Origin of the sequence: Gordonia rhizosphera NBRC 16068 (genome assembly GCF_000298195.1) — a bacterium.
GTDB classification, from domain to species: domain Bacteria; phylum Actinomycetota; class Actinomycetes; order Mycobacteriales; family Mycobacteriaceae; genus Gordonia; species Gordonia rhizosphera.
The window spans coordinates 21,463-41,221 of record NZ_BAHC01000070.1; the positions used below are offsets into that span (position 1 = coordinate 21,463).

Annotated in this window: 17 protein-coding genes and 2 pseudogenes; 11 read left to right on the forward strand and 8 right to left on the reverse strand. The window is 65.7% G+C overall.

Features of this window, described 5'->3' with window-relative positions; genetic code table 11:
* Positions 1-104 precede the first annotated feature (104 nt).
* Positions 105-997 (forward strand): annotated as a pseudogene (locus GORHZ_RS08450) (SDR family oxidoreductase).
* A gap of 171 nt (positions 998-1,168) precedes the next feature.
* Here GORHZ_RS08450 and GORHZ_RS08455 read toward each other — a convergent pair.
* A complete protein-coding gene (locus GORHZ_RS08455) occupies positions 1,169-3,202 on the reverse strand; it encodes a glycoside hydrolase family 172 protein (RefSeq protein WP_040530813.1) in 2,034 nt (677 codons plus the stop codon).
* A gap of 409 nt (positions 3,203-3,611) precedes the next feature.
* Here GORHZ_RS08455 and GORHZ_RS08460 point away from each other — a divergent pair, with 409 nt between their 5' ends.
* Positions 3,612-4,982: an MFS transporter gene (locus GORHZ_RS08460; RefSeq protein WP_006332042.1), complete on the forward strand. Its 1,371-nt coding sequence runs from the start codon at positions 3,612-3,614 to the stop codon at positions 4,980-4,982.
* Between the two features lie 82 nt (positions 4,983-5,064).
* Here GORHZ_RS08460 and GORHZ_RS08465 read toward each other — a convergent pair whose 3' ends face one another.
* Positions 5,065-5,994, reverse strand: a complete 930-nt coding sequence (locus GORHZ_RS08465) for a LysR family transcriptional regulator (RefSeq protein ID WP_006332043.1) — start codon at positions 5,992-5,994, stop codon at positions 5,065-5,067.
* A 92-nt stretch (positions 5,995-6,086) separates the two neighbouring features.
* Between GORHZ_RS08465 and GORHZ_RS08470 the strand changes: the two genes are divergently transcribed.
* Positions 6,087-7,019 carry an EamA family transporter gene (locus GORHZ_RS08470; protein WP_006332044.1) on the forward strand — a complete coding sequence of 311 codons (933 nt, stop codon included), beginning with the start codon at positions 6,087-6,089 and terminating at the stop codon, positions 7,017-7,019.
* A 4-nt stretch (positions 7,020-7,023) separates the two neighbouring features.
* Here GORHZ_RS08470 and GORHZ_RS08475 read toward each other — a convergent pair whose 3' ends face one another.
* A complete protein-coding gene (locus GORHZ_RS08475) occupies positions 7,024-8,088 on the reverse strand; it encodes a fatty acid desaturase family protein (protein ID WP_006332045.1) in 1,065 nt (354 codons plus the stop codon).
* Positions 8,089-8,418: 330 nt separating this feature from the next.
* Here GORHZ_RS08475 and GORHZ_RS08480 point away from each other — a divergent pair.
* Positions 8,419-8,847: pseudogene (locus GORHZ_RS08480) on the forward strand (DUF5994 family protein); the annotation flags it as partial.
* A gap of 205 nt (positions 8,848-9,052) precedes the next feature.
* Here GORHZ_RS08480 and GORHZ_RS08485 read toward each other — a convergent pair.
* Together GORHZ_RS08485 and GORHZ_RS08490 are read right to left on the reverse strand one after the other, a co-directional pair.
* Positions 9,053-9,472 (reverse strand): carboxymuconolactone decarboxylase family protein, encoded by a 420-nt coding sequence (locus tag GORHZ_RS08485; protein ID WP_006332047.1) that lies wholly within the window; start codon positions 9,470-9,472, stop codon positions 9,053-9,055.
* A 122-nt stretch (positions 9,473-9,594) separates the two neighbouring features.
* Positions 9,595-9,789 (reverse strand): hypothetical protein, encoded by a 195-nt coding sequence (locus tag GORHZ_RS08490; protein ID WP_040530843.1) that lies wholly within the window; start codon positions 9,787-9,789, stop codon positions 9,595-9,597.
* Positions 9,790-10,083: 294 nt separating this feature from the next.
* On the opposite strand from GORHZ_RS08490, the gene GORHZ_RS08495 reads away from it, so the two are divergent.
* Positions 10,084-11,367, forward strand: coding sequence for a benzoate/H(+) symporter BenE family transporter (locus GORHZ_RS08495; RefSeq protein WP_006332070.1), 1,284 nt, complete (start codon positions 10,084-10,086; stop codon positions 11,365-11,367).
* An 82-nt stretch (positions 11,368-11,449) separates the two neighbouring features.
* Here GORHZ_RS08495 and GORHZ_RS08500 read toward each other — a convergent pair whose 3' ends face one another.
* The gene (locus GORHZ_RS08500; protein ID WP_006332072.1) at positions 11,450-12,730 is read right to left on the reverse strand and encodes a cytochrome P450; all 1,281 of its coding nucleotides are present in this window, start codon (positions 12,728-12,730) and stop codon (positions 11,450-11,452) included.
* A 149-nt stretch (positions 12,731-12,879) separates the two neighbouring features.
* Here GORHZ_RS08500 and GORHZ_RS08505 point away from each other — a divergent pair, with 149 nt between their 5' ends.
* The 4 genes from GORHZ_RS08505 to GORHZ_RS08520 all read left to right on the forward strand — a co-directional run bounded on the left by GORHZ_RS08505 (position 12,880) and on the right by GORHZ_RS08520 (position 15,660).
* Positions 12,880-13,527: a TetR/AcrR family transcriptional regulator gene (locus tag GORHZ_RS08505; RefSeq protein ID WP_006332074.1), complete on the forward strand. Its 648-nt coding sequence runs from the start codon at positions 12,880-12,882 to the stop codon at positions 13,525-13,527.
* A gap of 58 nt (positions 13,528-13,585) precedes the next feature.
* On the forward strand, positions 13,586-13,804 hold the full coding sequence (locus GORHZ_RS08510; RefSeq protein ID WP_006332076.1) for a ferredoxin: 219 nt from the start codon (positions 13,586-13,588) through the stop codon (positions 13,802-13,804).
* 139 nt (positions 13,805-13,943) lie between these two features.
* Positions 13,944-14,513, forward strand: a complete 570-nt coding sequence (locus tag GORHZ_RS08515) for a peroxidase-related enzyme (protein WP_006332086.1) — start codon at positions 13,944-13,946, stop codon at positions 14,511-14,513.
* Between the two features lie 193 nt (positions 14,514-14,706).
* Complete coding sequence (locus GORHZ_RS08520) at positions 14,707-15,660, forward strand: Gfo/Idh/MocA family protein (protein ID WP_006332088.1); 954 nt, start codon at positions 14,707-14,709, stop codon at positions 15,658-15,660.
* Between the two features lie 54 nt (positions 15,661-15,714).
* Here GORHZ_RS08520 and GORHZ_RS08525 read toward each other — a convergent pair whose 3' ends face one another.
* Positions 15,715-16,962: an MFS transporter gene (locus tag GORHZ_RS08525; RefSeq protein WP_245551381.1), complete on the reverse strand. Its 1,248-nt coding sequence runs from the start codon at positions 16,960-16,962 to the stop codon at positions 15,715-15,717.
* A 151-nt stretch (positions 16,963-17,113) separates the two neighbouring features.
* Between GORHZ_RS08525 and GORHZ_RS08530 the strand changes: the two genes are divergently transcribed.
* Entirely contained in the window at positions 17,114-17,725 is a 612-nt protein-coding gene (locus GORHZ_RS08530; RefSeq protein ID WP_006332092.1) for a helix-turn-helix domain-containing protein, read from the forward strand.
* Positions 17,719-18,345, forward strand: coding sequence for an RES family NAD+ phosphorylase (locus GORHZ_RS08535; RefSeq protein ID WP_006332093.1), 627 nt, complete (start codon positions 17,719-17,721; stop codon positions 18,343-18,345). The genes GORHZ_RS08530 and GORHZ_RS08535 overlap by 7 nt, the downstream gene beginning before the upstream one ends.
* 24 nt (positions 18,346-18,369) lie before the next feature.
* Here the strand turns inward: GORHZ_RS08535 and GORHZ_RS08540 are convergent, their stop codons facing one another.
* Positions 18,370-19,620 carry a PucR family transcriptional regulator gene (locus GORHZ_RS08540; protein ID WP_051998813.1) on the reverse strand — a complete coding sequence of 417 codons (1,251 nt, stop codon included), beginning with the start codon at positions 19,618-19,620 and terminating at the stop codon, positions 18,370-18,372.
* Between the last annotated feature and the right edge of the window lie 139 nt (positions 19,621-19,759).

A 19,759-nucleotide genomic window follows, 5' to 3' on the forward strand; every position in this document is an offset into this window, starting at 1 on the left:
ACGATTTTCGACGCACGGACGACGAGGGGGTGCATACTGCAGAGGTCCCACTGGACGATAGGTGCCGGTTTGGCGTGGTCGGAGGCCTCAAGATGAAGCTGCGTATGAGCACGAAGGGCTTGGCGGGGAAGGTCGTGCTGATCACCGGTGCAGCGCAGGGGATCGGTCGCGGCACCGCGAAAGCACTTGCTGCGCGAGGAGCGAAGCTGATTCTCATCGACGTCGACGCTGTAGCGCTCGACACCCTGAGGGCCGAACTCGGTGACGACGTCGCGGTCGCCGCGGTTGCCGACGTGACCGATTTCGACGCGATGGCGGCGGCCACGGTGGAGGGAATCGAGAGATTCGGCGGAGTGGACGCGGTGCTCGCGAATGCCGGGATCGCGGGATACGGGTCTGTGCAAGAGATCGACCCAGCCACCTTCCGCAAGGTGATCGACATCAATATCACCGGTGTCTTCCACACCGTCCGCGCGGCTCTGCCGTCCGTCATCGACCGCAAGGGCTACATCCTGATTGTCTCGTCGCTCGCCGCCTACACTGCGATGCCGGGAAACTTGCCTTACCACGCGAGCAAGGCCGGGGTGGAACACTTCGCGAATACGCTACGGCTCGAGCTGGCGCCGAGTGGGGTGGACGTGGGGTCGGCGCACATGAGCTGGATCAACACGCCGCTGTACCAAGATGCGAAAGATGATCTGCCCTCCTTCAACGAGGCTCTCGCGAGCATGCCCGGTCCGCTCAGCAAGACCACTGACACGGAGGTCTGTATCGACGCATTGTCCGTGGGATCGCCGAACGGCGTCGGCGCGTCAACGTGCCCGGTTGGGTGGGCCTGCTGCGGTGGCTCAAGCCGGTCCTGACGTCGAGGGTCGGCGATCGAGCGACTCTTCCTTCCGCGAACGAGCTCCTGCCGCGTATCGATGCGGAGGTGGAGGCTTTGGGGAGGTCGACCAGCGCTCGCAACATCGCCACCGGGAGCGTCCCCGCCCCCTGACCTCGTTGATCGTGCGCTGCTCAACGAGAAGTCCAGGTCGGCCGCCTACCTCGTGCTCAATCGGCCCGAGGGCGATTCAGTGACCGGATCTGGGCTTGCGTAAGGATGTCACAGCGCGGGCCTATGCGCGAGTGTCGGCGGTGAGGGGTCCTGACCACGCGCGAGGCGGCCTCAGCTCAGTGCGACGTAGCGAAAGTCCGTCCAGCCCGTCGGGGCCCCCGACGGCGGGTCGACCGGCGGCAGAACGTGCAGTTCGATCAGCACGCGGCACTTGCCGCGTGTGAGGCTCGCCGGCAGGGCGAAGTCGCTTTCCGCCCAACGCTTGTTGGGGTTGGCGCTCGGCGTGAGCCAGATCCCTGCGGGCTTTCCGTCGACGAGCACCTCGGCGCGCTGGCCGAATGTGCCCTGGTCGAGCAGGCGCCGCAAAATCGCGCCATCGTTGGCGGGGTCCAGCGTCACGGTGAAGCGGATCGTCGCGCCGACCCGATGTGTCCGGCCTATCTCGGTCATCGACTCGCCCATCGGGTCGGTGCCGGGTGGCGGGGGGAACGATCCCGGCACCAACCAATCGAGCGGTGGCGAGAGGTTGCCGTCGTGGTCGCCCTCGAAGAAGGCCGTCAGCGTCACGTCCGTCCCCACGCCGCTATAGCCGGCCGAGGGGACGTCGATCGCGGCCGTCTGGCGAATTCGTCGGTCGATGTCCTGCCCGGCGTACCAAAAGACCACGCTGCGGTTCGCCGTGACCTGCCCATTGCCGGCCGCATGCTCGATCCCGGCGTGGATACCGTCGCGAAACTCCCACGGATCGGAGAGCATCAGCCGGTACTGCGCGGTCTGTGCGTGGAGGGGGCCGACCTGTTCCTTCGTCGTCGCGCCATGGTCGGGCAGCGCGAAGAGGCTGGTGTAGTAGTAACCGCCGCTGAAGAAGTCCTCGGTGCCGGTGCCGTATAGCGCCGGCGAGCGTGAACCGTCGACGTACACGCGTTCGTCGCCCTCCATGAACGTCGTGAAGTCCGCCACGCTCTGTCCCGTCTGGGTGTACCAAACCCCGACCACCTTGCCGGCACCAGAGGCATCGAGCAGCGTGAAGTCGCGCCCCACAGTCGTCTGCGGCTCGTCGCGAAAGGTCGCGTGGAACAGGCCGGCGGAGCGGTACGTCACCGGCGCCTCCTCGACCGTCCACGTCGCCACCACCGGCTGCCGGGTCGGGTTGACGAGCTCGACGTCAGCGCTCGAGGAGAAGGGCATCGGGAAGTACAGGTAGCCCTCGTGTCGCGCGGGCGAGTAGCCCACGAGCAAGCCCGTCGCCGGACTGCGCTCTCCGGCGCCGCTGGCGAACAGGTCGGCGAGCGGCGCATCGACGGCGGGCATCGCTTGCCCGTCCCACCGTGCCCGAAGACGAACCGACCGCATGGTCGCATCGTCGTGGCGGTCCAACGCGATCCGCACGGCGCGGATGGTGCCCGCATGCGAGATGTGGAGCAGCGCTGTTCTGCCGCCGGCCGGGATGCTGGTATGCCCGCTGTGGACGGTGCCGGGAGGCAGAATTCCCGGATCGTCGCCAGCGCGCGACCACAGTTGTGCCGCCTCGTCGAGATCGGTCAGCGTGCGTGGATCTTTCGGATTGAAACTGTGGACCCTGGTGTCGGCGGGGTAGGTTTCGTAGCCGATGTCGTAGTAGCCGGGCGCGCCCGTGGTGGTGACGCGCATACTCTTCGCGAACGGGATTCGCAGGTCACAGTAGTTGCCACCGCTCGAGACGTGGTAGTCGCCGCATAGTGGCGCGGGGAAGGCCGCCTGGTCGCCGCGGAAGAAGTCCGCGACGGGGACGTCGATGCGAGGTACCGACTCGCCGTCGAAGAAGAACGCGATGTTGCCGTAGCGCGCCGTGTCGCCGGTGCCCCGCGTCGACTGGCCCGTCATCCACACTCGAGTCACCGCCCCCGGGCCTTCGGCCTCCATCAGGACGAAGCGCCCCGCAGCATCGCGTTCGAGATACGGGTCCGAATCGGAGTTACCCCCGTCGCGCGCGTGACTCGACGCGCCCAGCGCCTGCGCGCGGCCGTCGAGGATTGGCAGCCGCTCGAGCTGCGACATGCCCGCCACGCCGAGCGACGGCGGTGCTTCGATCGTCGCCACCTCTGCTCGCGCAGGCGGGGCGGCAAGCACGTTCAACAGCAACACAAGGATCGCGAGCTTCCTCATCGCGCTTCCCCTGTCAAACCTCACGGGCGAGCGTAACCCGTCCGCTGTGAGACGGGCAACGCCACAACGGTAGGCGTCACCACCGCCTCCGGGCGCACCCAAGTTGCATGTGCGACCCCGCGGGCGATCCTGTCTGGTGGGGTGTTCCTCCAACTGCGGACGCGATCCCGGTGATGTTTGAGAAGGTCAGAAACCATGCTGCAGGAACGTTTTTCAAACGTGGCAGCATGCGAATCGTCGGGTGTGCTGGTGGCATGCGACGAACCTGTAGTCCTGATCGCAGGTCCGCCGTTCGCACGTGATGGGAATGCCGGCAAATCCCGTCTCAGGCAACGGCGACGACCACTGCTGATCGCGGGTGCGGCGTCCCTTACGTCGGGCACGCGTCCGTCACCGATAGGGTGTTCGGATGACCGGAACCTCGAAACGATTGTTGCCGGGTCTGGTCTACGCCGCGCTGACCACCGCTGTTGTCAGCTCGCTCGGCATGCTCCTGGTGCCCAGTGTCGCCGAGCAGTACGACGTCGCGGTCGGCACAGCGCAGTGGATGCTCACCATCAATCTGCTCGTCGGTGCGGTGACCACACCGGTGATGGGCAGGCTCAGCGACGGCCCGCACAAGAAGCGGCTGTTGTTCTGGGCGCTCGCGGTGATCCTGCTGGGTTCGGTGATGGCCGCGGTCTCGCCGACCTTCGGCGTGTTCCTGGCCGGTCGGGCCCTACAGGGCCTGTCCTACGGCATCGTGCCCGTCACGATCGCCCTCGCACGTCGGTATCTCTCCGACGAGCAAGTGCGGCCGGGTATCTCGGCGCTGTCGGTGACGGTGGCCACCGGACTCGGCGTCGGCTATCCGTTGACCGGAGTCCTGGCGGCCGGCTTCGGGTTCCGAATGGCTTTCGTGGCGGCCGCGGTCTTCCTCGTCACCGCGATGGCAACCGTCTGGGTTGTCGTCCCGTCCGGGCCCGACGAGCGTGCGCCGCGTCAACGGTTCGACGTACCCGGGGCGGTGTTGCTCGGTATCGGGCTGTCCGCGCTGCTGCTAGCGATCAGCGAAGGCTCCGGCTGGGGCTGGCTCGATGTCCGCACGCTGACGGTCCTGGTGATCGCCGTCGTCGTGCTTGTCGGGTGGGGGGTGGTGGAACTGCGCACGGCACACCCGATGATCAATTTGCGCATTTTCCGGCACACCGATGTAGTGCTTGCCAACGGCACCGCGATCGGACTCGGTGCCGCCTTGTACATCGGTCTCTCGATCGCCAGTCTCATCGCGCAGGCGCCGACCGACACCGGGTACGGGATCGCGCTGCCGCTGCTCTGGGCCGGCTTCGTGATGTTGCCGCTGTCGGTGGGGAGTTTCGGGGCGAACCGTGTGGTGCGGTTGGTCGCGTCCCGAATCGGGCTGCCCACGTTGCTGCGGTTGGGTACCGCGACGATGGCGGTCGCGGCGTTCTTGATGCTGTTCGCGCATGACGCTCTGTGGGAGATCCTGATCGGGATGTTCCTGTTCGGTGTCGGCCTCGGCACCGCGTATGCGGCCATGCCCGCGCTGATCGCGCGCACCGTCGTGACCGAAGAACTCGGCAGTGCGGTCAGCTTCAACCAGGTGCTGCGCACCGTGGGTGGCGCCGGCGGTAGCGCGTTGTCGGGAGCTGTGCTGGCCGCGCACCCCGGTGTGGGGACGTTCCCTTCCAACAGCGGCATCGTGATCGCCCTTGCGTTGAGCGCGATCGGCTGTTCGATCGTCTTCGTCGCCCTGGTGGTGCACTTTCTGCTGCGCTGACGGTCGATAGAGCCGCCGCGGACCGTATCGTCGCCGGGTGGCACGGTACGCGTTCGGACGCAGGCTGACTTGCGCATGGGGCTCACATGCGCGCGGTCCGGGTCGGACGCTGCGGCTGACGCTCCGCGACGGTATGTGCGAGCGCCTCGCGGAGCGCGCGGACCGCGGGGTGGCCGGCTCGTCCGGCGCGCACAGCGGTGTAGAGGATGCGGTGCGGATCGCCCGGAAGTCCGGCGAGTTGGGTGCCATCCAGGTGATCGCCGGCGATGAGCGCCGGGACGAAGGCCGCGGCGTGCCCCGTCCGCACGAGGTGGGCGTGCAGTAGTGGGTCGGGTCCCTCGAATCGGACCTGTGGTTCGAATCCGGCGTTGCGGCAGACGGTGCGTGCCCAGTCGCCGGCGGCGCTGCCGGGTGGGTCCAATGCCCAGTGTGTCGAAGCGAGTTCGGCGATGTTGCGCGGTGCCCCGCCGAGTGGGCCGTGTGCGGGCGTTGCGAGGTAGAGCGGGTCGGTGACCAGATCGGTCCGCTCCGTGCCATCGCGCACGGGATCGGGTAGGCCCGGATATTCCTCGCCGAGGATCACGTCGAACTGGCTGGAGAGCAGCCCGCCGTAGGCGGCGTTGACTTCCCGCATGGTGATCTCGACCTGCAGTGCCGGGTGCTTCTGTTCCATCAGCGTGAGCACCGCCGGAAAGATCTCCAGGACCGCGGTCTGGAACGACGCCAGCCGCAGTGTTCCGCGCACGGTGGGTTGTGCGGCGGCGAGCTCTGCTTCGGCCTGCTCGAGCTGCGCGAGCACGATCTCGGTGTGGGTCACGAGGGTGAGCGCGTCGTCGGTGAGACGCACACGTCGCCCCACATGTTCGAGCAGTTGGACCCCGGTCTCTCGTTCGAGGATCGACAGCTGCTGGGAGATCGCCGACGGCGTGTACGAGAGCGCCTGGGCAACCTGTGCGAGGGTTCCGCGCAGGTGAAGCTCACGCAGGATACGCAGGCGGGTCACATTCAGCATCGGTCCCACCTCCATTGATTAGCAAAGATGATCATATATCGGAAGAAACATTCACTGGACTGATGACTCTGATCACCTGAACCATGGGACACATGGACACTTCCTCGCGCACCTCGGGCGGCACGGGTACCGCCGCCGCGATGATCCTGGGTTCATGCGTGTCGCTGCAGTTCGGGGGCGCCATCGCCGTGCACCTCTTCCCGACATTGGGCGTTTGGGGAGTGACGGCGCTACGACTCGGGTTCGCCGCCGTCATCCTGATGGTGGCGATCCGACCGCGTGTACGGCGCTGGACGCCGCTGCAGTGGCGATCGGTGATGCTGTTCGCCGTCGCCCTCGCGGGCATGAACGGGTCCTTCTACTGCGCGATCGATCGTCTGCCCTTGGGTGTGGCGGTCACGATCGAATTCCTCGGACCCCTGCTGCTGTCGGCTGCGTTGTCGCGGCGGATGATCGACCTCGCCTGGGTCGCCCTCGCCTTCGTGGGTCTCGGACTGCTCGGCATCGAGAGTGTCACGCAGGCCGAGTCACTGGACTCGGTCGGCGTAGTCTTCGCCCTCGTCGCCGGATCGTTCTGGGTGCTCTACATTCTGACCAGTGCGCGGGTCGGACAACGCGTACCCGGTGCCGGTGGACTGGCGATGGCGTTGGTGTTCTCCTCGCTGCTCGTTCTGCCGTTCGGGGTGTCCGGAGTGGCGAGCGCGGTGGGCGATCCGATTCCGTTCGTGCTCGCGCTGGCTGTCGCGATGATGTCGTCGGTCATTCCGTACACGCTGGAACTCGCTGCGCTGCGGCGACTTCCACGCCACGTCTTCGGTATCCTGCTCAGCCTGGAACCGGTCGTGGCGGCGATCGCCGGCTGGGCTCTACTGCATCAGCCGACCGGACCGCTGCGGTTGGCCGCCATCACGCTGGTGATCGTCGCCAGCATGGGGACCATCGTGACCGCACGGCCCACCCGAGTTGCGTCAGCCGCGCCGCCGGTCACCGACGACGAGTACGCCCAGATGCCGGAGGTCTCCTGAGGCTCTAACGGTAGGTGCGCACCAGAGGACAGGTGAAGGGGTCACGGTGTCCGAGGCCGACCTGGTTCAGATATCGGATCACTATGGCGTAGGAGGCCAGGAGGGAGGTCTCGGTGTATGTCACGGCGTGCCGGGCGCAGTGGGCGCGGACGAGAGGCTGGACTTTGGCGAGGTTTGGTCTCGGCATGCTCGGGAACAGGTGATGCTCGATCTGGTAGTTGAGGCCGCCCATCATGAAGTCGGTGACCCTTCCGCCCTTGATGTTGCGAGACATCAGGACCTGGCGGCGGAGGAAGTCGACACGCATGTCCTTGGGAACGAGAGGCATCCCCTTGTGATTGGGTGCGAATGAACCGCCGAGGAGGAGACCGAAGACGGCGAGTTGCATGACGATGAAGCAGACGGCTTGCACCGGAGTCATCACGATGAAGGGCACCGCGATGCCAAGGCCGAGTCGGATCGTGATGAGCGCGATCTCGAGGAGTCGGTGGGGCACAGGTGCTCGTGCTGTCAGTCCTTGGAGGCTCGCGAAGTGCAACGCGGCGCCTTCCAGCGTCAGCAGCGGAATGAAGAACCATCCCTGGCGATGCGTGAACCACGCGTAGAGGCCCGATCGAGCTGCTGCGGTGTCGGGATCGAACGCGATGGGCCCGTCGGCGATGTCCGGGTCGATCCCGATCTGGTTGGGTGCCTTGTGATGTCGGTTGTGTTTGTTGCGCCACCAGTGCAGTGACAGGCCGGCGCCTGCGGCGGCGAGGATACGTGCGGTCCATTCGTTCGCGGGAGTGGACGTGAAGATCTGTCGGTGGGCGCCGTCATGTCCGAGGAATCCGAATTGTGTACTGACTGCGGCCGCTACGACGGCACAGGCGAGTTGCCACCAACTGTCACCGAGAACGATGACCGCAGTCCACGTTGCGGCGAAGGCGACGACAGTGCCCACGATCCGGGTGAGGTAGAAGCCGTGGCGTCGTTCGAGGAGACCGCGATCGCGGACCTCGGCCACCAGATCGGTGTAGGAGCTGACGAATCTGTTGTCACGGGTGGGGGATGGATGGGTTGCGGACACGACTGCACCTCGCTGCATTCTGTTCGGTGCCAGGCACGCTTCGAGAAATGTCGGAAGCTTGATGCGTGTCACGAGAGGGTGTGTGAACCGGGTCCGAGATCCCGGCGGCACCTGCCAACCTACCAGGTGATCATGTCGGCTGACCGTCGTTGACGTCGGTGGGCGTAGAGTGGGCGGCAGCCGGACTGAATATCCGACAGGGTTCTGTCGGCGTCTCCGGTGTGAAACGGCCACTCTCGTTTTGTGGCCAGTTCGGGCTGATAAACATCGAACAAGGCTCCCACCACTGATGCAAACGCGCGACCAGATGTCGGCGTCATAGGCGCCACCGTGACCTCCATTCCACTACTCGGCCCGGTCCGGGTTCGATTCAGCGGTCAACCCACCGCTCCGGTCGGCGGTGCCTGGTACCCGTATAGCGTGCAGCTCGCTGATGAGCTTCCGGGAGTGTTGCTGGCCGCGCGACCACTGTTCGGCGACGTCGTCCGCATCGGAGTGAACTGGCACAGCTTTCGCCGGTTTCCCGGTCTCGATTCGCTGGACTCGCCCCCGACTCCTCCGCTGATGACCCTCACCACACAGCAGACCAGCGTGACACTGCTGGTAATACCGCCCCGGACCGCATCGTCGTTGGCGGCCATTCTGCTTCGGTTGGCAAGCAACAGCGCCACCGCCACGGGTCTGAACCATTCCCTGGAATATCGTCGGGCCGAACGAATCCTGCAGCGTGCGCGCGGAAACATGCCGTCGACAGCGGGACCGGCGGTGCACGCCCACCCGTCGTCTGCCGCTGAACGAAACCATGGCTTACGCGGTGGCACGACACGATCGGACATGATCCACCGACCGACGCATGACCCGTCCACCGCCGAAAACGGACCGACCAGCCCACCCACCTTGACGTGATCGGATCAGCGAATCCCGACGTCGCGTACCGAGTCGGCGGCGGCGCACGGATCGTCCACTAGTTCTCGTCCATGGCATCGAAGGTCTGCTGCACCACTCGCATCGCCGACAAAGCAGCGGGCGCACCGCAGTACCCGACGGTGTGGACGACCGCCTCGACGATCTCGTCACGCGTCACCCCGTTTGACAGCGCGCCACGCACATGGCCGGCGAGTTCCTCGTGTGCGCGAAGCGCGATGAGCATGCCCAGGTTGAGCAGGCTGCGGTCGCGACGAGCGAGTCCGGGCCGGGTCCAGATGCCACCCCAGACGTGCTCGGTGACAAACCGCTGGAGCTCGGCCGACTCGGTGCCCTCGGTTCGCGCGAGTGCGCGGTCGACGAAGTCGTCACCCATCACCTCACGGCGAACGGTCATACCGTCGTCGACGGTCGGGCGGGTGGGCTGGGATTCGTGATCGTCGTTGGGCATGGCGTCCATCGTCGCAGAACCGCGGCGCGCGGCGGCCGGTCGACACTTGTCCGAACGACGGTGCACGAATACATCGACGTCACCGGCAACTTGGAGAGCCTGACGACCGCAACCCTCGGCTGCCGGGACTCTCAGATCAGCAACACCCACACGAACCGCAGCCCGATGACAGTGAACCCCAGGACGGCCGTGGCGGCCAGCCAGCGGCGGGCCAGACGATCGCGAGTGGCTCGATCGTGGTCAGGATTCGGGCGCAGATAGACGTAGGCGGCCGTGACGGCACACCCCGACGCGGCGACCCCGACGGTGAGGGTGATCGTCAACATCACCACATTCGTCGTGCTCACGGTGGCGAGGTCGACGCCCAACTACGCTTCGCCCACATCGGGAGGGCCGTCCGACGGCCGGAGACGTCCACGGGATCGGTTGTACCTCCGTTGTTTGCCCAGACACAAGACCAGGGCTGCCGCCCACACATGCCATTCGCTGCGCCGATAAGCACGCGCGATCAATGGCTACAAAACGAGTCCTTCTCGACGAAGAATCCGGGACGTACCGTTGAGTGTCGGCCGGCCCCGGGCCGGGTCGCGACCACCCGACGGGGCAGGAGGCCTCAGATCATGCCCACGTCCGAACCCGCAGCGCAGGCAACCGAATCAGGTAGACCCCCGAGGGTTGTCGAACGTCCCGACGGGGGGTTGTTGTCACCCCGGCACGTGGTGCGCGACTTCGGCGGGACTTACCTCGTCAACGGCCTCATCGGCCTGATCTTCGCGGCCTCGGGTCCGGTGGCGATCATCCTCGCCGCCGGAAAGTCCGGCGACCTCAGCGCCGCCGAACTGTCGTCGTGGATCTTCGGGGTGTTCGTCCTGAACGGAATCCTCACGCTGATCGCGAGCTGGGTGTACCGGATGCCGCTGGCCTTCGCCTGGACGATCCCGGGGACGGTGCTGGTCGGGTCGTCGCTGCAGCACCTGTCCTGGGCCGAGGTGCTGGGGGCCTTCCTGGTGACCGGCGTGTTGATCCTCGTCGTCGGGTTGACCGGGCGTGTCCGAAATGTCATGTCCGCGTTGCCGACACCGATCGTGATGGCCATGGTGGCGGGGGTCTTCCTGCAGTTCGGGACCGCGATCGTCGGCTCGGTGGACACCGATCCCGCGGTGGCGGTGCCGATCGTCGTGGTCTTCTTCCTCCTGCAGGCCGCTCCCGGGTTGTCGCGGTGGATGCCGCCGATCATCGGCGCGGTGCTCGCCGGGGTGGTGGCGGTGGCCGTCAGCGGCAAATTCCATCTCGGTCACCAGGACACCGGCTGGGTGGCGATCCCCCTGGTGCAGGCCCCGGAGTTCAGTGTTCGGGCTCTTCTCGAGCTGGTGGTTCCGCTGGCGATCACGGTGATCGTGGTGCAGAACGGGCAGGGCGGCGCGGTGCTGAAGGCAGCCGGTCACGACGCCCCGATCAATGTGGTGACGATCGCCTGCGGCGTGTGGTCGATGTTGGCGTCGGTCTTCGGCGCGATCTCGACCTGCCTCACCGGACCGACCAATGCACTGCTGGTGGCGAGCGGTCATCGGCAGCGGCAGTACACCGCCGCACTCACCTTCGGGGTGCTGGCCATCGTCGTCGGGCTGTTCGCCCCGCTCTTCGTCGAGCTGATGTTCGCCATGCCCGCAGCGTTCATCGCCACCGTCGGCGGACTGGCCCTCCTGGGTGCGCTGCTGAATTCGTTCCGATCCGCGTTCGGTTCGCGGTTCACCATGGGCGCGCTGGTGACATTTCTGGTGACCATCTCGGATCTGAGCTTCCTCAACATCGGGGCCGCCTTTTGGGGGCTCATCGCGGGCCTGGCGGTGTCCGGGTTGCTGGAGCGAGACGACTTCCGGTCGGAGAAGGCGCAGGCGCACTAGGAGCTCGAAGTCGGGGCCTTGGGAACCGGGATCTCGCAAGACAGATGGGTCCGGTCTACGGCCGTGTCTCCCACACCTCACCTCACGTCGTCTCGCCGAATTCGATCTGCAACTCGGTCAGACCGCGCAACAAGAACGTGGGTTCGTAGGTGAAGCGCCGTTGACCTGCAGGCCCATGGGTGTTCTCGTCGAAACGGACATCGTGCATCCGGTCGAGCAGCCGGTTGATCGTCACACGACCCTCGACTCGGGCGAGCGGCGCCCCCGCGCAGGTATGGATTCCTCGACCGAACGCCAGGTGCTCGCGTCCGTTCGCGCGGTCCAGACGAAACTCGTTCGGGCTCTCGAACTTCCGTGGGTCGCGGTTCGCCGCACCGAGACACAACATGATCACGGTGCCGGCGGGGATGTCGACACCGCCGAGTCTCGTCGTCTTTCGGGCCAGGCGGAAGTCCACCTTGGTCGGGCTCTCCATGCGGAGGGCCTCCTCGATGAACGGCATGATGAGTTGGCGATCCTCGCGAAGCCGGCATTGGAGATCGGGCCGATCACACAAGGCGAGTACCGCGGAGCTGAGCAGCTTCGTGACGGTCTCCTGCCCGGCGGCGAACAAGAACGTGGCGGGTCGTACCACATCGATCACCGGTGGAACAGATCCGTCCGGATACTTGGCCAACGCGAGGCCGGTGAGGATGTCCTCGCGTGGGCTGTCCCGTCGGTCAGAGATGTAGCCGCTGAACAGGCCGTCGAGGTATTCGAGAGGATTGCTGCCGACCGGCTCGTGGTCGAGCGCGCCGACCCGGGAGCCCGGCTCGGCGCCGGCGCCGAGATTGCGGCGTATCTCCTCGCGGTCCTCGGCCGGAACGCCCAGCAGATCTGCGATCGCCAACGTCGCGAAGGGTTTTGCATACTGGCTCAGGAACTCACACCGGCCATCCGCGATGAACTCGTCCAACTGGCGGTCGGCGAGCTCCCAGACGAAGTCCTCGTTCTCCTGCAGGCGCCGCGGTGTCAGCAGACGCAGCAGCAGTGACCGGGATTTCTGGTGATCGGGCGGATCCATGGTGACCATGTGCTCGAAGATCGGGAACTCGTGCCGGTGTTTCTCGATCTGTTCGGTGATGTCGTCACCGTCCGGAGTGAACGGCAATGGAGGGAACGGTCCCCCGATCGCATTGACGGAGGAGAACGAGTCGGTGTCCTTGAAGGCCTCCTGTACCTCTTGGTAACCGGTGACCGCGACGACATTCTGATACGGCTCCCGGGTGACGGGTCCAACGCTGCGAAGGTGGTCCCAGAAGGCATAGGGGTCTTGCGATATGTCTGGATCGGTGAAGTAGTCGACGGAGGTCGTGGCGCTCATCGATGGATCCTTTCGGCGGTGGGTGGTTGAACCTCGGTGATGTGCGTCAGGGCATCGGGTCAGGGCGCCTGCCACGTGGTTCACCTTCTAGATCATGTGACTGAAGATTAAGTCGTGTGCCCTAATCTTGTCTATGGTTTCATTAGTTCATGGCGACAGAGGTTCGATCCGCCAAGGAGCGGCTGATTCTCACGGCTGAACGCTTGTACGCCTTACGCGGTCTCGACGGAGTCGCACTGCGCCAGATCGGACTCGAAGCGGGAATGGCGAACAAGTCGGCAGTTCAGTACCACTTCGGGTCGAAGAATGGGCTTGTGCGCGCGATTCTCGCCAATCGCATGGACGATCTGGATCGGCGGCGAGCACTGCTGCTGGCACGTGTCCGGCCCGGCGACCTCCGTGGCGTCGTCGAAGCCCATCACCTACCTCTGATCGAGCTTGGTGAGGACGAAGACTGCTTCTATCTGCAGTTCGTGGAGCAATTGGAGCAGAAGGTGCATCCGCTGTACCAGTTACCGGCAGCCAATCAGCAGGTGGAGCAGCACTACTTCGAGCGAGTCGGGACAATGTTGACCGACGTGCCGGAGAGTCTGCGGCTTGTCCGAATCTTGCAGGCGTCGGCGATGTGTCTGCACGCATGCGCCGACCGGCACCGCATGAAGGTGCTCGGCGAGAAGGTGCCACCTTACGCGGTTCATGTGAGCCAGTTGCTCGATACTCTGGTGGCCGTACTCATCGTGGAACCATCGACGGAAACGGTTGTGGCTCTGGAATCTTGGATGGAATCCGGGGGATGAGAACAGCGCCACTCCCTCATGGGAGCCGATTGTGACGACACAAACGAGTGGGTAGGAGGTGGTGGCCGTGGGAAGGCGCACCGTGAAAGTCAGCGTCGACCGAGATCTGTGCGAAGGACACAGCCTGTGCGTGGAGCTCGCGCCGACCGTCTTCGACATCGGCGACGACGATCTTGCTGTGTGGCAGGAACACCCACCGGAATCGGCCGACGATGACGTGCGCGCTGCCGTCAGAGCCTGCCCCCGGCAGGCGATCTCAATGGCCGAGGACGATTGATCACCCCAGGGTGGCCAACTGCGATGAACACTGCGTGAGGACCCGCATCGTCAGCATGGTGGATGCTCGGTGACCACCGTTGTGGCACAGTGAGGCCGGTAGCTTGTTGTGCGCATTTCCGGTCTGAGGAGGACCATTCATGGCGGACAGTCGATTCGGAGTCGCCGAACTGGACGATCTACCCGATGATCTACGCGAGCGGATCGCGCCGATCGCCGAGAAATCCGGATTCGTGCCGAACATCTTTCGGGCGCTCGGCCGCCGACCCGACGAGCTGCGGGCCTTCCTGGACTATCACGATGCGCTGATGGAGCGCGACGAAGGGCTGAGCAAAGCCGAGCGGGAACTGGTGGTCGTGGCGACCTCCGGGGCGAATCACTGCGGCTACTGCGTGGTCGCGCACGGTGCGATCCTGCGAGTGCGGACGAAGGACCCGCATCTCGCCGATCGAGTCGCCACCAACCCTTGGGGAGCCGAACTGGACGACCGCAGGAGAGCGATCGTCGACCTCGCCCTCGCGTTGACCCGCAAACCCGAACTCTTCGGCCAGAACGACATCGACACGGCACGCGCCGCGGGACTGACCGACGACGAGATCTGGGATGTCGGCTCGATCACTGCACTGTTCGCGGCCTCGAACCGGCTGGCTCATCTGGCGGCGCTGGCACCCAATGCGGAGTTCTACACGATGGGCCGCGCCACGCGCTGATGGACACCGAGCCGCCGCCCGGGGTGGGGGCGGCGGCTCCGTGAAAGGCGACGGTCGGAGAACAATGCGCCTCTCGGCGAGTGGCCGCTCGAAGCGGCGAAATGAGTTGGGGCCCGGGGCAGAGATTCCGAGACCGTCGCGTGATTCAACGCAGGCGCCACCGGGATCTATTCCGGACCGGCACAATGACCTCATGATCCGGATGGCGACGATCGGCACCAGCATGATCACCGGCCGGTTCATCGCCGCAGCCGCCGGGGTGCCCGCCGTCGCGGTCACCACGGCGTATTCGCGCGATGCGGACCGCGCGGCACGATTCGCTGCGGAGATGAGTCTGCCCGCGTCGAGCTCCGATCTCGATGGCTTGTTGTCCTCGCCGGACATCGACGCGGTGTACATCGGTTCGCCCAACGGCGTGCACGCTGAGCAGGCCGAGGCGGTCATCGCCGCCGGCAAACACGTTCTGGTCGAAAAGCCCGCCGTCCCGACCGAGGCTCAGTTCATCCGGCTCGCGGAGGCCGCGTCGGACGCCGGTGTGATCTTGCTGGAGGCGATGCGCAACTGCTACGACCCCGCGCTCGACGCAATTGGCGATCTGCTGCCCGAACTCGGGGTGCTGCGTCGTGCGTCGCTGGCCTACTGTCAGCGGTCGGCCCGCTACGACAAAGTGCTTGCCGGTGAACGCGTGAACATCTTCGATCCCGCACTTGCCGGTGGAGCGCTGTTCGATCTCGGTGTCTATCCCATCGCGGCGATGCTGCGGTTGTTCGGTGAGCCGGTTCGAGTGCTGTCCGCATCGGTGCCGATTCCCGGCGGTGCCGACGGAGCGGGTGCGGCGCTGGCGATCTACGACGGTCTCGTCGTGGACCTGTCGTATTCGAAGATCACCGCGTCGGATCGAGTCAACGAGATCCAGGGGGAGTCGGGGACTCTCACGTTCGACCACGTCGCCGAACCGACGTCGGCGACGCTCAGTTTGCTCGACGGCACCGTCACCGAGCACACGTTCGACGGACCCGCCAACAATATGGTCCACGAAATCCGACGATTCGCCGAACTCGTGGCTGGGGAGAACGACCCGACAGCCGATCACGAGCGCACCCTCGCAACCCTGCGAATCGTCGAGCAGATCCGGGCGGCGGTGTAGCAGCGGGACACGGTGCATTGCGTTCCGCGGAACGCTGACGGCTGAACCGTGTCCTCACACGCCCTCCACCGCATTCGCGTCCCGTCGTCCACGCGTCCGTGCCCAGTACATGACCGGAATGAACATCAGGGACAGCGAGCCGAAGGCGAGCGCGAGGGTGGCGTAACTGGTCGCGGACATGACCATGCCGGACATGGCCCCGCCTCCGGCGCCGGCGAGTGCGATCAGGACATCGATGCTGCCCTGGGTGCGGGCGCGGTTGTCGGGAACCGTGGCGTCGACGACGAGTGCGGTGCCGGCGATCAGGCCGAAGTTCCAGCCGAGCCCGAGCAGCGCGAGCGCGACGATGAGCAACCCGAGAGAGTCGTCGGGCGCGAGGGCGCCGGTCAGACCGGCCAACAACAAGGTGACCGCGGCGGCAACGGCCATTGGGAGCCGGCCGACCTTGTCTACCAGGACGCCGGTGACCAAGGAGGGCAGGTACATGGCGCCAACATGGATGCCGATGACGACCCCGATCGCGCCGAGTTCGTGATGGTGGGCACGCATGTGCACCGGTGTCATGGTCATGATCGCGACCATCGCGATCTGGGTGAGGACCATGATGGTCGCGCCGACGTAGGCCCCGACACCCGGAGGTGGGACGTCGGTCGGCTGCGCGGCCGATGTCTGTGTCGCTGCCGCATGATCGAGTCGGCGTGCGAGCAGCAGCGGGTCTGGGCGTAGCAGTGCGAAGAGGACCGTGCCGGCGGCGAGATAGGCGGCCGCGGCGAGAAGAAAGGGTCCGGCGAGTTCGGGGATCGACAGGCTGCGGGCCAGTGCGCCCAAGGGTTCGACGAGATTGGGACCGGCCACCGCGCCGACGGTGGTGGAGACCATGGCCACGCTGATCGCGGTCCCGCGGCGCGCGGGCGACGCCAGATCGGTTCCCGCGTAGCGGGCCTGCAGATTGGTGGCGGTGCCTGCGCCGTAGATGAACAGCGCGACGAACAGCAGCCAGACGGTGTCGGTGGTGGCCGCCACCACGACCCCCATGGCGCCGATACTGCCGGCACCGAATCCCGCGACGAGGCCGATGCGCCGTCCGAAGCGTTGGGTGAAGCGGCCGACCAGGAACGCGGCCAGCGCCGAGCCCAGGGTGAACAGCATCGTGGGCACACCGGCGAGCGTGTCGGAGCCGAGCATCTGTTGGGCGAGCAGGCCGCCGACGGTGATCCCGGCCGCGAGTCCGGCGCCGCCGAGGACCTGACTGCACACGACGACGGTGAGCGTGCGGCGCTGCACGCGCTCGCGGTCGGTCATGCTCAGCGGATCAGCTGGCGTGGCAGGGGCGGTAGGTTCGGCGGGTCCGGTCATTCGGGTCGTCCTGAGCGGTCGATGGTCATGATGTGGTGATTATCGACCATCCTTCGCTCCGGGGATGCCGTCGAGCAGGCCCGTGCAACGAGCTGCGATGCACACCAGTGCACGGAAGGTCTACCATGTGCACATGACGAGCGTTGACGACTTCGACGTCGCGTTGGCCGCGAGAAATGTGGATGCAACCGCGTCCACAGTGCTGCGCCATGTCCTCGACACGCTCGACTCATTGCGTCACGCCCCGCTGACGGCCGCCTCCGTCGACTACCTGAAGAAACACGGGGGCGAAGGCGTCGCCGAGGCTTTGGAGGTACCCATTGACGCGGTGCGCACGCAAGACGTAGAGGCTGCTGCTCGACGGGCCGCCGAGTTGCTCGCAACCACAGTCAGCGTGCAAGAAGCGGCCGACCGACTCAACCTCGACCGCTCTACCATCTCGCGCCGCATCGGCCGCCGTAGACTGTGGGCCATCGATCTGGGAGGGCAGAAGCGCATCCCCACCTGGCAGTTCACCGAGCACGACACCATCCCTGGACTCGACCGCATCGTCGCTGCCATTCCCCCGGGATATGCCCCGCAAACGATCGCAGCTCGGATGACCACTCCACGAGAAGAACTCGACAGTCGAACGATCGTCGAGTACCTCATCGACGGTGGGGATCCCACCCTGGCTGCGGAAGCGGTTGAAGCACTGGGCCAGTGGTGAACGAGAGGCTGCCGAAGGTCCCCCAGAATCCGCCGGCCGATCTCAGTGCGGAGTCGCGAGACGTCACGAGCTTCGCCGGCATCCTGTGGCGCATTCACCGCACCGCAGGAATCCACGTGTTGGCATGGAACACACCCCGCACCTTCGGACCCCTCGCCGACATGCGCTACGACCCTCACCCTGGTCCTCGACCGGCGGCAAGCTCGGTCGGGGTGCACTACAACGCCACCGACATCAAAACCGCCCTCGCCGAGGTCTACCAGCAAGACCGGGTCATCGATCTGCGAGGTAACGGCCCCCAGCTCACCGCGTGGCGTCCCACCAGGCCGCTGCGGCTTCTCGATCTGACCGACACCTGGGCGATCCGCAACGGGGCGTCGTTCGTACTCAACGCGGCACCAAAACGCGTGTGTCGCAGATGGTCACGCGCGATCTACGAGCAGTTCCCAGACCTCGACGGCATCCATGTCCACTCGACGATGACCGGGGCGCCAAACATTGTCGTCACCGACCGATCCGCCGATGCGTTTCCGGTCCACCCGGACTTTTCCGAAGCACTCTGGGCGGTGGAGACACTTGTGCGTAGTCAGGCGCGCACCATCGGATACCGGGTGATCTGACGAGTCGTGGGTCGCCAGACCTGATCAATCGGAGGTCGGCGCGGCCAGTACTGCAGAACCGAAATGATGGCAGGCGAGCAGCGCCAGTTCCACGTCGAGGCGGTCGTCGGTGATTGACCGGCCACGCCGCTCGAAGGCGCGCTGCACACGGTACTTGACCGAATTGTGGTGCAGATTCAGCTGTTCGGCGGCGGCTTTGTAGCTGCCATTCTCGTGCAGGAAAACGCGCAGGGTCTCGCGCAGGCGGGCGTCGTTGTCGGTGTTTTTGGCCAGTGCGCCAAGCGTGTCGCCGACCCATTCGCGCGTTTGCGCGAGGTCTCCGGCGAGCAGGGCGGCCGGAGCCACGCCCGGGTCACCTGCCATCGTCAGACGAGGCTCCGACGACCCGGCGACCGCGACGCCGCGAGCATTCTGCGCCTGCCGGTGCGACCGCCGAAAGCCGTTAAGCCCCGGCAGCGGGGCGCCCACGGCCAGGCAGAGTGCATCGGGGGTATCGGACGCGAATCGACGAAGGTGATCGATGGCATCGGCTGTGGAGTCGGCATCGCCGAGTGGGAGCCAGCCCCACCCGCTGACGCGGTCGGCCGCCACGAACAACGCGCCATCCCGCAGCTTCAGGGACTCGCCGAGCTCGCGAACGAAGCGCTCGAGATCCAGCAACTCGCGTCCCGGAGCATCGTTCTGGCCGGTCCAGAGGATCATCGCGAGATGAGTCCGCCGCAGCGGATACCGGATCGCGGTACTTGCGGCGTCGACGTCGATCGTCCCGGCGTGGTCGTCGGGCCCGTCGAGCAACTCCCGAACCCGGACCGCGCGGACGCTGTTGCGATTCTCGACCCAGCGCTCGCGCTCGGTCTCGTAGGCGTCTGCCACCTGTTCTGATAACCGATCGATGTATTGAAAGCTGACGCTGCTGACGGCCTCGAAGACGTCCAGCGCCGGCCCGGGCTCCAGCTTGGCCTTACGGATTTCGGCGAGTGTGTAGTCGAGCATCTGCTGGTAACCGAGTCGGTAGGCGCGGATCAGAGCTTTGACCGGGATGCCGCGCTGGGCCAGCCGGCGGGCATACTCCAGAGCTGCGGTCGGCGGCTCGACACGTTCGATGGCGATGTCATAGCGCAGGGCGTCGATCACCGTTTCCACGTTGCCGGCGACGCTTGCACGCAGGAGTTCGAGCAGCTGGGTGTCGCCACGCAGCTCGACGATCTCTGCGGCCAGGTGTTGCTGGATGCCCCCGATCAGGTCATTTGACTGCCCCGAGATCCGGTCGATCATCGCGGCCACGCTGTCGGCGTTTCGTGACTGGTTGTCGTCGTGAACCACCACAACATCAAAGGTAGGCGTGGTCTCGGCATCACGAAGCCGATTGTTTGTTTTCCCGAGACAAACGTGTGAACGGACTTCGTCGCGCGAC